Raw genomic sequence first — 12,147 nt, 5'->3', positions numbered from 1 at the left:
TCTCGTCGAACTCACTACCAGCGGTAGTGAGCGAAGGCCTTGTTGGACTCGGCCATCTTGTGGGTGTCCTCGCGCTTCTTCACGCTCGCCCCGAGGCCGTTGCTGGCGTCGAGGAGCTCGTTCATGAGGCGCTCGGTCATGGTCTTCTCGCGGCGGGCGCGGGAGTACTGCACCAGCCAGCGCAGAGCCAGGGTGGTGCTGCGCGCGGCGCGCACCTCGACCGGCACCTGGTAGGTCGCGCCACCGACGCGGCGGCTGCGGACCTCGAGGGTCGGCTTCACGTTGTCGAGCGCGCGCTTCAGGGTGACGACCGGGTCGTTGCCCGTCTTCTCCCTGCAGCCCTCGAGGGCGCCGTACACGATCGACTGGGCGATCGAGCGCTTGCCGTCGAGAAGCACCTTGTTGATAAGGGCGGTGACCAGCGGCGAGCTGTAAACCGGGTCAGACATGAGCTGACGACGGCCAGGAGAACCCTTACGAGGCATTGTTAGCTCTTCTCCTTCTTCGCGCCGTAGCGGCTACGGGCCTGCTTGCGGTTGCGGACACCCTGGGTGTCGAGCGAACCGCGGATGATCTTGTAGCGAACACCAGGCAGGTCCTTCACACGACCGCCACGCACGAGCACGATGGAGTGCTCCTGGAGGTTGTGACCCACACCGGGAATGTAGGCCGTGACCTCGATGCCGTTCGTGAGCCGAACGCGGGCCACCTTACGCAGTGCCGAGTTGGGCTTCTTCGGAGTCGTGGTGTAAACGCGCTGGCACACGCCGCGCCGCTGCGGACTCCCCTTGAGGGCAGGAGTCTTGGTCTTGGAGACCTTGTCCTGCCGGCCCTTGCGGACCAACTGCTGAATAGTGGGCACTGCCACTCCGTTTCGTGCCTTGGCCGGTGTTACGTCATGAGGTCTTGCATTTCGCAGGTACTGCCGGTGTCATGACCTGCTGGTTTTTCTTGTCTCGGCGCCCCCGCGCTCGGGCGTGTCGCGCTATTCACACAGACACGTCCGCGAGGATTACGAGCCAGGAAGCCGTCCCGCGCCCGCAATGAGCGCACGGTCGAGAGCCCGCTAGAAGACGGGCACGATGCTCAAGACTACCCAGGCCCTGGCGACACGTCAAAACGGCGCGACAAGGCGGGCAAGCCTTGCCACTCCGGATCGCCTGGGCCTTCTCATCCAGCCCATCTACAGCTCCGGGGGTCATGATATCCGGCCCGGCGACCATCTCGCGAGCTGTTCGCCGAAGCTCCGGCATCGGTCCGGTTAAGACTGGGCGAGCATCCTAGGGTAATCCCTAGGTCACTCCCCGAAGCGAACCCCTCACCGCGCGGCTAGCGTCACCTGGCGAATCGTCGAGAGGGATGACACGCATGCACCAGCATCTCCCAGGGCGCCGCCCGGACGGAGGCCGCATTGTCTGAGGCGGCCGGCGGGCCGTGGCCCGGCTCCCACACCTCCCCCTTCGAGCTCGTCCTCGTGCGCCCCCGCGAGCTGCGCGGCGTGCGCCTGCCGGTCTCCGAGACCCCCGCCGAGATCGGCCGCACCGCCCCCTTACGCATCGCCTCCGAGGAGATCAGCCGCAGGCACGCCCGCGTCTGGCTGGCCGGCGGCTCCGCCTGGATCAGCGACTGCGGCTCCACCAACGGCACCTGGGTCGACGACGCCCGCATCCTGCAGCCCGTACGCCTGGCGCTCGGCCAGCGCGTCCGTATGGGCGGCGTGGAGGCGGTGCTGCAGATCCAGGGCGGCGGCGTGCCGGACGAGCACCACACCACCTCCGCGCCCCTCCAGCGCCCGACCAACACCACCCGCTACCTCTGCGCGGCCGGCTACATCAAGGCGTCCTTCGCCGACCAGGTCATCCGCGAGACCCTCGGCCACCCCTACCGCGCCACCGCCCCCTCCTACGGCGTGGACCTGCCGGCCGTCGCCAAGCACGCGCTGGCCGCCGAGCGCCACCGCTCGGTCCGCGACGTGCTGCTCCTGCTCATCGCCGCCGCCACGCTCGCCCTCCTCGCAGCGGGCGCCACCGGCGCCCTCCCCAGCGTGGACGCCCTGGACGACCTGCGCGACCTGGACGTCACCCGCCTGCCGCGGCTGGCCCTGCTCCTGCTGCTCCCGCTGGCCCTGGCCTGGCTGGTGGTGGCCGCCCACCTCTTCCACACCAGGGTCGTCGTCCTCGGCCGACGCCTGTCCAGCCGCCGCTTCACCGCCGGCGCCGCCCCCGCCCCGCTCGGCCCGCACGCCCGCCGCCAGGTCGGCCGCCTCGTGCAGGCCCAGCACGGCAACGTCATGGTCTTCTCCGGCTACCGGCCCTTCGTCGGCAGCGGCGTGGAGTACCACGGCTGGTCCTTCGCCCTCGACATCACCAAGGCCGCCCACAAGGACCGGCCGCCCCGCCCCTTCCACTCCGACGACGTGCACGCCCACCTGGCCCGCGAGGTGGCCGCCACGGGCCTGCCCAACCTCCGCCTGGCCGAGCGCCTGTTCATCAACGGCGTCGACATCAACCACGCCCCCGAGCTGCTGCCCGACCCCCTCGCCCCGCCGCTGGTCACCGCCGACGCCGAGCTGCTGCAGGCGGTCTCCCGCACGCCGGAGTCCTCGGCCCGCGTCTACCTGTGCGTGGAGGTGCTCGGCTGGGGCGGCCAGCTCATCGTGACCATCTTCTTCAGGGCCGTCCGGCTGCGCGGCTCCCTCTTCCTTGAAGGCGGCACGTTCATGCTCTACCCGCTCGCGCCGGAGTTCTCCGAGGTGGACCGGGTCTCCTCCGACCCGCTCACCGGCCTCGCCGTCGCCCTCGGCGCCGGCGCAGCCGCGACGATCCCGCTGCTGCTCAGCGCGCCCTACCGGATCGCCAGGCGCTGGGGCAGGAGCGCCGCCCTGCGCCGCCAGGAGCGCGACGACCGCACGGTCATCGAGCACCGCGGCCTGTACGACTACGGCGCGATCATCAGCGTACGGGAGCTCGCCATGGGCGACGACCTGCGCCGCTTCTTCATCGAGCGGGACGTCGAGATGTTCGACCAGGTCGTCCACGAGGCCGTGTTCAAGGCCGTCAGCCGCTTCCTCACCGAGCACGGCATCGACACCGGCGAGGCGGCCGCGCGCATCACCCAGATCACCAACAACAAGATCGACGCCCGCGGCTCCAACTTCGGCAACGCACCGGGCTCCAACTTCGGCAACGCGCCGGGCTCCAGCTTCCGCGGCAGCACCGGCCCGGCCCAGAAAGGCGACACCCCATGACCCAGTACGAAGGCGACTTCCGCGGCTCCAACTTCGGCAACGCGCCCGGCTCCAACTTCGGCCACGCCCCCGGCTCCACCTTCCACGGCGTCGTCAACACGGGCGGACCCCAGCAGGAGGAGCTTCGCCGGCTCCTCGACCAGCTGGTGGCCGTGGTCGCCCGCCACCAGAACGAGCTGGCCGACCCCCAGGGCACCAGCACGGCGGTGGAAATGCTGCGGGAGGAGGTGGCGGGCGAGCAACGCCCGAACCGCCTCACGAGCTTCCTGGCGATGCTGACGGCCTCGGCGGGCGGCGTGAGCGCGATCACGGAGGCGGCCGCGAAACTGAAGGACCTCGTCACGGGGATGCTCTGACGAGACGCCGTAACGGCGGCCCGCCACTGACGGGCTCAGCAGCCGTCTCCCTGGAAGGCCCTCAGCCCCGTGCGGCGTGTGGGTTGCCCACGGCTTGCCGTAAAGACCCGAAAAGCAACGCGCCCGGGCTCTCCTGACGGAGAGACCCGGGCGCGCTACCCAGAACAGTTACCGGTTGTACTGGCCGAAGTCGTACTCCTCCAGCGGGACGGCCTCGCCGCTGCCGGTGCCGAAGGTGTAGTCGGCCGCGGAGCCGTCGTAGCCGCCCACGGTGTACATGGCGGCCTTGGCCTCCTCGGTCGGCTCGACCCGGATGTTGCGGTACTGGGGCATGCCCGTACCGGCCGGGATGAGCTTACCGATGATGACGTTCTCCTTCAGGCCCAGCAGCGAGTCGGACTTGGCGTGGATCGCCGCGTCCGTCAGCACCCTGGTCGTCTCCTGGAAGGAGGCCGCCGACAGCCACGACTCGGTGGCCAGCGACGCCTTCGTGATGCCCATGAGCACCGGACGGCCGGCGGCGGGCGAGCCGCCCTCGGCCACGGTCTCGCGGTTCATCTGCTCGAAGCGCGGGCGCTCCACGAGCTCGCCGGGCAGCAGGTCGGTGTCACCGGACTCCAGCACGTTCACGCGCTTGAGCATCTGCCGCACGATGATCTCGATGTGCTTGTCGTGGATCGACACACCCTGCGAGCGGTAGACCTGCTGGACCTCCGCCACCAGGTGCAGCTGCACGGCCCGCGGGCCGAGGATGCGCAGCACCTCGTTGGGGTTGACGGCGCCGGCGACGAGCTGCTGACCGACCGAGACGCGCTGCCCCTCCTGCACGAGCAGGCGCGAGCGCATCGAGACCGGGTAGGCGATCTCCTCGGACCCGTCGTCCGGGGTGATGACGATCTTCCTGGTCTTGTCGGTCTCGTCGATCCGGACCCGGCCCTCGGCCTCGGAGATCGGGGCGACACCCTTGGGGATGCGCGCCTCGAACAGCTCCGTGACACGGGGCAGACCGTGGGTGATGTCGGCACCGGCCACACCACCGGTGTGGAAGGTACGCATCGTCAGCTGCGTGCCGGGCTCACCGATCGACTGGGCGGCGATGATGCCGACCGCCTCGCCGACGTCCACGAGCTTGCCGGTGGCCAGCGAGCGGCCGTAGCAGGTGGCGCAGACACCGATCTTGGCCTCGCAGACGAGCGCGCTGCGGGTGCGGACGGTCTCGACGCCGGCCTCGACCAGCTTCGTCACGTGGGTGTCGTTGATGTCGACGCCCGCCGGGACGATGATCTTGCCGTCGACCTCGACGTCCTCGGCCAGGATGCGGCCGTGCACGTTCGATTCGGCGTTCTCGGCCTTGACGAGGTTGCCCGACGCGTCGCGGTCGGCCACGTGCAGCGGGACCGCGCGGTCGGTGCCGCAGTCGATCTCGCGGACGATGACGTCCTGGGCGACGTCCACCAGACGACGGGTCAGGTAACCCGAGTCGGCGGTACGCAGGGCGGTGTCGGCCAGACCCTTCCGCTGACCGTGGGTGGAGATGAAGTACTCCAGCACCGACAGGCCCTCGCGGAACGAGGCCTTGATCGGCCGCGGGATCGTCTCACCCTTGGTGTTGGACACCAGGCCGCGGATACCGGCGATCTGCCGGACCTGCATCTTGTTACCACGGGCACCGGAGTTGACCATCATCCAGACCGGGTTGGTCGCCGGGAAGGCGTTGACCATGTCGGTCTCGACGTCGGCCGTCGCGTGCGTCCAGATCTCGATGAGCTCCTGACGGCGCTCCTCGTCGGTGATCAGACCGCGCTCGTACTCGCGCTGGACCTTGTCGGCCCGGCGCTCGTAGTTCTCCATGATGTCCTGCTTGTTCGGGGGCGCGACGACGTCCTCGATGGAGATCGTCACCCCGGAACGGGTCGCCCAGCGGAAGCCGGCGTCCTTGAGCGCGTCGAGCGAGTTCGCGACCTCGATCTTGGGGTAGGTCTCGGCCAGCTCGTTCACGATCGTCGACAGCTGCTTCTTGCCGACCTGGAAGTCGACGAAGGGGTAGCTGTCGGGCAGCGTCTGGTTGAACAGGCACCGCCCGAACGTGGTCTCCAGGCGGATCGGGTCGCCCGGCTCCCAGCCCTCGGGGGCCACCCAGTCGCGCGGCGGCAGGACGTCCTTGAGCCGGATCTGGATCTTCGCCTGGATCTCCAGCTCGCGGCGGTCGAAGGCCATCTGCGCCTCGGCGATGGAGCCGAACACGCGGCCCTCGCCCAGCGCGCCGTCCTTCTGGGTGGTCAGCCAGTAGAGGCCGATGACCATGTCCTGGGTGGGCATGGTGACGGGCTTGCCGTCGGCCGGCTTGAGGATGTTGTTGGTCGAGAGCATCAGGATGCGTGCCTCGGCCTGGGCCTCAGCCGACAGCGGCAGGTGCACGGCCATCTGGTCGCCGTCGAAGTCCGCGTTGAAGGCGGTGCAGACGAGCGGGTGGATCTGGATGGCCTTGCCCTCGACGAGCTGCGGCTCGAACGCCTGGATGCCCAGACGGTGGAGCGTGGGCGCGCGGTTGAGCAGCACCGGGTGCTCGGTGATGACCTCTTCGAGCACGTCCCACACCACGGGGCGGGCGCGCTCGACCATCCGCTTGGCCGACTTGATGTTCTGGGCGTGGTTGAGGTCGACCAGCCTCTTCATCACGAACGGCTTGAACAGCTCCAGCGCCATCTGCTTGGGCAGACCGCACTGGTGCAGCTTGAGCTGCGGGCCGACGACGATGACCGAACGGCCGGAGTAGTCGACTCGCTTGCCCAGCAGGTTCTGGCGGAAGCGGCCCTGCTTGCCCTTCAGCATGTCGCTGAGGGACTTCAGCGGCCGGTTGCCGGGGCCGGTGACCGGGCGACCGCGACGGCCGTTGTCGAACAGCGCGTCGACGGCCTCCTGCAGCATCCGCTTCTCGTTGTTCACGATGATCTCGGGCGCGCCGAGGTCGAGCAGACGCTTGAGGCGGTTGTTGCGGTTGATGACCCGGCGGTACAGGTCGTTGAGGTCGGACGTGGCGAACCGGCCACCGTCGAGCTGCACCATGGGGCGCAGGTCCGGCGGGATGACCGGGATGCAGTCGAGCACCATGCCGCGCGGCGAGTTGGTGGTGTTCAGGAACGCCGAGACGACCTTGAGCCGCTTGAGGGCGCGGGCCTTCTTCTGGCCCTTGCCGCTGCGGATCGTCTCGCGCAGGTTCTCGGCCTCGGCGTCGAGGTCGAAGCTGATCAGGCGGTCCTGGATCGCCTGCGCGCCCATGCCGCCCTTGAAGTAGCGGCCGAAGCGGTCGCGCATCTCGCGGTAGAGCAGCTCGTCGCCCTCGAGGTCCTGGACCTTGAGGTTCTTGAAGCGGCTCCACACCTCGTCGAGGCGGTCGAGCTCGCGCTGGGCGCGGTCGCGCAGCTGGCGCATCTCGCGCTCGGCGCCCTCACGCACCTTGCGGCGCTGGTCACCCTTGGCGCCGGCGGCCTCCAGCTCGGCCAGGTCGGCCTCGAGCTTCTTCTGCCGGGCCTCGACGTCGGCGTCGCGGCGCTGCTCGATGTGCTGCCGCTCGACGGAGATCTTCGCCTCCAGCGAGGGCAGGTCACGCTCACGCATCTCGGTGTCGACATGCGTGATCATGTACGCCGCGAAGTAGATGACCTTCTCCAGGTCCTTCGGGGCGAGGTCGAGCAGGTAGCCGAGGCGCGACGGGACGCCCTTGAAGTACCAGATGTGCGTGACCGGCGCGGCCAGCTCGATGTGGCCCATCCGCTCACGACGCACCTTGGCGCGGGTCACCTCGACGCCGCAGCGCTCACAGATGATGCCCTTGAACCGGACGCGCTTGTACTTGCCGCAGTAGCACTCCCAGTCGCGGGTCGGGCCGAAGATCTTCTCGCAGAAGAGCCCGTCCTTCTCCGGCTTGAGGGTGCGGTAGTTGATGGTCTCGGGCTTCTTGACCTCGCCGTGCGACCACTGACGAATGTCGTCGGCCGTCGCCAGCCCGATCCGAAGCTCGTCGAAGAAGTTGACGTCTAGCATTGTGTGCGATCTCCCCCTCAGACTTCTTCCACGCTGCTCGGCTCACGCCGGGACAGGTCGATACCGAGCTCCTCCGCGGCGCGGAAGACGTCCTCGTCGGTGTCACGCATCTCGATGGACATGCCGTCGCTGGAGAGCACCTCGACGTTGAGGCACAGCGACTGCATCTCCTTGATGAGGACCTTGAAGGACTCGGGGATGCCCGGCTCGGGGATGTTCTCGCCCTTGACGATGGCCTCGTAGACCTTCACGCGGCCGAGGACGTCGTCGGACTTGATGGTCAGCAGCTCCTGCAGCGCGTACGCGGCGCCGTACGCCTCCAGCGCCCACACCTCCATCTCACCGAAGCGCTGGCCACCGAACTGGGCCTTACCGCCGAGCGGCTGCTGGGTGATCATGGAGTAGGGGCCGGTCGACCGGGCGTGGATCTTGTCGTCGACCAGGTGCAGCAGCTTGAGGATGTAGATGTAGCCGACCGCGATCGGGTACGGGAACGGCTCGCCGGAGCGCCCGTCGAACAGCTTCGCCTTACCGGTGGGCTGGACCATGCGGTCGCCGTCGCGGTTGGGGATGGTGTTGCCGAGCAGGCCGACGATCTCCTCCTCGTGGGCGCCGTCGAAGACGGGGGTGGCCATGTTGGTGCGCGGGGCGACCTTCTCGAAGCCCTTGTCACGCAGCCGCTCGGCCCACGCCTCCTGGACGCCGGAGATGTCCCAGCCGCGGGCGGCGATCCACCCGAGGTGGGTCTCCAGCACCTGGCCGACGTTCATTCGACCGGGCACGCCGAGGGGGTTGAGGATGATGTCGACCGGGGTGCCGTCCTCCAGGAACGGCATGTCCTCGACCGGCAGGATCTTGGAGATGACGCCCTTGTTGCCGTGCCGGCCGGCCAGCTTGTCACCGTCGGTGATCTTACGCTTCTGGGCCACGTAGACGCGGACCAGCTCGTTGACGCCGGGAGGAAGCTCGTCGCCCTCCTCGCGGCTGAACACGCGGACGGCGATGACCTTGCCCTGCTCACCGTGCGGCACCTTCAGCGAGGTGTCGCGCACCTCGCGGGCCTTCTCACCGAAGATCGCGCGCAGCAGCCGCTCCTCCGGCGTCAGCTCGGTCTCACCCTTGGGCGTGACCTTGCCGACCAGGATGTCGCCGGGCACGACCTCGGCGCCGATCCGGATGATGCCGCGCTCGTCGAGGTCGGCCAGGACCTCCTCCGACACGTTGGGGATGTCGCGGGTGATCTCCTCCGGGCCCAGCTTGGTGTCGCGGGCGTCGACCTCGTGCTCCTCGATGTGGATCGAGGAGAGCACGTCGTCCTGCACCAGCCGCTGGGACAGGATGATCGCGTCCTCGTAGTTGTGGCCCTCCCACGGCATGAACGCCACCAGCAGGTTCTTGCCCAGCGCCATCTCACCGTTGTCGGTGCACGGGCCGTCGGCGATGACCTGGTTGACCTCGACGCGGTCGCCCTCGGCCACGATCGGCTTCTGGTTGAAGCTGGTGCCCTGGTTGGAGCGCTTGAACTTGGCGACCCGGTAGGTGGTGCGGGTGCCGTCGTCGTTCATGACCGTGATGTAGTCGGCGGAGACCTCCTCCACCACACCGGCCTTCTCGGCGCTGATGACGTCGCCGGCGTCGGTCGCGGCACGGTACTCCATGCCGGTGCCGACCAGCGGCGCCTCGCTCTTGAGCAGCGGCACCGACTGGCGCTGCATGTTGGAGCCCATGAGCGCGCGGTTGGCGTCGTCGTGCTCGAGGAAGGGGATCATCGCGGTGGCCACCGACACCATCTGGCGCGGCGACACGTCGATGTAGTCGACCTCCTCGGCACGGGCGAGCTCGGTCTCGCCGCCCTTGGTGCGGACCAGGACGCGGGCCTCGGCGAACGAGCCGTCGGGGTTGAGCGCCGTGTTGGCCTGCGCCTTGACGTACCTGTCCTCCTCGTCGGCGGTCAGGTAGTCGATCTGGTCGGTCACCTTGCCGTCGACGACCTTGCGGTAGGGCGTCTCGACGAAGCCGAAGGCGTTGATCCGGCCGTAGGAGGCCAGCGAGCCGATCAGACCGATGTTGGGACCTTCAGGGGTCTCGATCGGGCACATCCGGCCATAGTGGGACGGGTGCACGTCTCGCACCTCGAAGCCGGCCCGCTCACGGGACAGACCACCGGGGCCCAGCGCGGACAGACGCCGCTTGTGCGTCAGGCCGGCCAGCGGGTTGGTCTGGTCCATGAACTGGGAGAGCTGGGAGGTGCCGAAGAACTCCTTGATCGACGCCACGACCGGGCGGATGTTGATCAGGGTCTGCGGCGTGATCGCCTCGACGTCCTGCGTGGTCATGCGCTCGCGCACGACGCGCTCCATGCGGGCCAGGCCCAGGCGGACCTGGTTCTGGATGAGCTCGCCGACGCTGCGCAGGCGGCGGTTGCCGAAGTGGTCGATGTCGTCGACCTCGACGATGACCTCGCGGTCACCGGCGCCCGGCATCGACTCCTCGCCCGCGTGCAGGCGGACGATGTACTCGATGGTGGCGACGATGTCCTCTTCGGTGAGGGTGCCCTGGGTGATCTCCGCGTCGACGCCCAGCTTCTTGTTGATCTTGTAGCGACCCACCTTGGCGAGGTCGTACCGCTTGGGGTTGAAGTAGAGGTTCTCCAGGAGGGTCTGCGCCGACTCCTTGGTCGGCGGCTCACCCGGCCGCAGCTTGCGGTAGATGTCGAGCAGGGCGTCATCCTGGCCTGCGGTGTGGTCCTTCTCCAGCGTGGCCCGCATCGACTCGTACTGGCCGAAGCGCTCGAGGATCTGCTCGCTGGTCCACCCCAGTGCCTTGAGAAGCACGGTGACGGCCTGCTTGCGCTTGCGGTCGATGCGCACACCGACGCTGTCGCGCTTGTCGATCTCGAACTCCAGCCACGCACCCCGGGACGGGATGACCTTGCAGCCGTACAGGTCCTTGTCGGACGTCTTGTCGACGTTCCGCTCGAAGTAGACGCCCGGAGACCGGACGAGCTGGGAGACCACGACACGCTCGGTGCCGTTGATGATGAAGGTGCCCTTCGGGGTCATGAGCGGGAAGTCGCCCATGAACACCGTCTGGCTCTTGATCTCACCGGTGGTGTTATTGATGAACTCCGCCGTCACGAACATCGGGGCGGAGAAGGTCATGTCCTTCTCTTTGCACTCATCTACGGAGTACTTCGGCGGCTCGAACCGGTGGTCGCGGAACGACAAGGACATGGTCCCCGAGAAGTCCTCGATCGGACTGATCTCTTCGAAGATCTCTTCGAGGCCCGACTGGGTCGGGACGTCCCTGCGCCCGGCCTGGCGAGCCGCCTCGACCCGGGCCTTCCACTTCTCGTTTCCGAGCAGCCAGTCGAAAGACTCGGTCTGCAGAGCGAGAAGGTCAGGAACTTCCAGAGGCTCCTGGATACGCGCGAAAGAGACGCGACGGGGACCAGCGGGTACGGCGGAGGCGTTGCGCGAGGCTGCCAACAGATGTCCTTCCGAGGGCTCGCGGCGGACTGACTACACGCACGCCAGACAACCTCGCAACGTGAGCAAGCATCGCGGGTCGTCAAAGGGCAGCGCAAAGGGGCAGTGTAGCCGAACGGCACACGCCTGTCCACTTCGCCCTCGCTGCATGCTCCACGTTGGTCGCAGCATCGCCCGTTCAGGCGGAAACGTCAAGCCCGTGAGCCCGACTTTTAGCCGACTCAGGGCCCCGACGCTGGGTTTTCTCCCCTGTGTGACTGATCGCCTACCGCCAGGCCCAAGACGATACCCGCGAACGGGGGCGGTTAACGCTCTGTCACCCCGGGGGGCGAACCCATGCCGACAACCGGTGTTGCGATGACTGAGTTACCCCTATCAAAGGCTTCGCTAAACCTGATTTTTGGTAACAATTGAAGGTAGCGACGCGCCCGCGATCACCTGGGGCCTCAGGCCGTCCCCAGCAGGGTGGACAGCACCGCCACGAGCCAGCGAGAGCCTTGCCGCACCATGACGAACCTGGCGCGGTTCTGGGTGAACTCTTGCTGGACCCCTTCTTTGCCGGGGATCTCCTTGACCGTACCAGTGTTCACGAAGAGCAGAACCTCTACCCGGTCCGGCTCCGCGCGCTCCACCCCGGCGCCCGCCACGGCCACGTTCTGGACGATCTTCTGCTCCTTCGCCTTCGGCACCAGGGTCTTCGCCAGCTCCTTGTAGTGCCCGGCCAGCTCGCCCGTCGTGAACGTCCCGGCCCGGGCCAGATCCTCCTCCACCGTCCGATAGTCGTAGGACAGCAACTCGGGCGCGGCCTTCCTGGCCGCCGCCACGGCCGCCACGCCGGCCGCGTCGCTGTCGCGCAGCTCCCGCAGGTCGAACCACATCCGCGGCACCAGCACCCCGCCCGCGGCCACGAGGACGCCGAGCAGGACGATCACGAAGGTCCTCACTGGACCCGCACCACCTTGACGATCGCGATGCTCTTCACCGGACCTGCACCACCTTGACGATCGCGAAG

The 12,147-nt window shown here is 68.0% G+C and carries 7 protein-coding genes; 2 read left to right on the top strand and 5 right to left on the bottom strand.

Annotated elements, in window-relative coordinates; genetic code table 11:
• Positions 1-14 precede the first annotated feature (14 nt).
• The gene (gene rpsG, locus KIS93_RS37465) at positions 15-485 is read right to left on the bottom strand and encodes a 30S ribosomal protein S7 (RefSeq protein ID WP_043623423.1); all 471 of its coding nucleotides are present in this window, start codon (positions 483-485) and stop codon (positions 15-17) included.
• Positions 486-487: 2 nt separating this feature from the next.
• Complete coding sequence (gene rpsL, locus KIS93_RS37460) at positions 488-862, bottom strand: 30S ribosomal protein S12 (RefSeq protein WP_020542315.1); 375 nt, start codon at positions 860-862, stop codon at positions 488-490.
• 549 nt (positions 863-1,411) lie between these two features.
• Between rpsL and KIS93_RS37455 the strand changes: the two genes are divergently transcribed.
• Both KIS93_RS37455 and KIS93_RS37450 read left to right on the top strand, forming a co-directional pair.
• Entirely contained in the window at positions 1,412-3,247 is a 1,836-nt protein-coding gene (locus KIS93_RS37455; RefSeq protein WP_186404621.1) for an FHA domain-containing protein, read from the top strand.
• Positions 3,244-3,603: a DUF5955 family protein gene (locus KIS93_RS37450; RefSeq protein ID WP_080043244.1), complete on the top strand. Its 360-nt coding sequence runs from the start codon at positions 3,244-3,246 to the stop codon at positions 3,601-3,603. Before KIS93_RS37455 ends, KIS93_RS37450 begins: the two co-directional genes overlap by 4 nt.
• A 168-nt stretch (positions 3,604-3,771) precedes the next feature.
• Here KIS93_RS37450 and KIS93_RS37445 read toward each other — a convergent pair whose 3' ends face one another.
• The 3 genes from KIS93_RS37445 to KIS93_RS37435 all read right to left on the bottom strand — a co-directional run bounded on the left by KIS93_RS37445 (position 3,772) and on the right by KIS93_RS37435 (position 12,079).
• Positions 3,772-7,647 carry a DNA-directed RNA polymerase subunit beta' gene (locus KIS93_RS37445; RefSeq protein ID WP_080043245.1) on the bottom strand — a complete coding sequence of 1,292 codons (3,876 nt, stop codon included), beginning with the start codon at positions 7,645-7,647 and terminating at the stop codon, positions 3,772-3,774.
• A 17-nt stretch (positions 7,648-7,664) separates the two neighbouring features.
• A complete protein-coding gene (rpoB, locus tag KIS93_RS37440; protein ID WP_080043246.1) occupies positions 7,665-11,135 on the bottom strand; it encodes a DNA-directed RNA polymerase subunit beta in 3,471 nt (1,156 codons plus the stop codon).
• Positions 11,136-11,581: 446 nt separating this feature from the next.
• Positions 11,582-12,079, bottom strand: coding sequence for a hypothetical protein (locus KIS93_RS37435; RefSeq protein ID WP_230465613.1), 498 nt, complete (start codon positions 12,077-12,079; stop codon positions 11,582-11,584).
• Positions 12,080-12,147: the final 68 nt, after the last annotated feature.

Origin of the sequence: [Actinomadura] parvosata subsp. kistnae, from assembly GCF_900323885.1 — a bacterium.
Taxonomy (GTDB): Bacteria; Actinomycetota; Actinomycetes; order Streptosporangiales; family Streptosporangiaceae; genus Nonomuraea; species Nonomuraea composti.
Note: the sequence above shows the minus strand (reverse complement) of the source record. Positions and strands in the feature narration are given on the sequence as shown.

What these genes read in the sequence shown, in the direction of transcription:
- rpsG (WP_043623423.1), bottom strand. Translation starts at nt 485, where the DNA reads ATGCCTCGTAAGGGTTCTCCTGGCCGTCGTCAGCTCATGTCTGACCCG.
- KIS93_RS37450 (WP_080043244.1), top strand. Translation starts at nt 3,244, where the DNA reads ATGACCCAGTACGAAGGCGACTTCCGCGGCTCCAACTTCGGCAACGCG.
- KIS93_RS37445 (WP_080043245.1), bottom strand. Translation starts at nt 7,647, where the DNA reads ATGCTAGACGTCAACTTCTTCGACGAGCTTCGGATCGGGCTGGCGACG.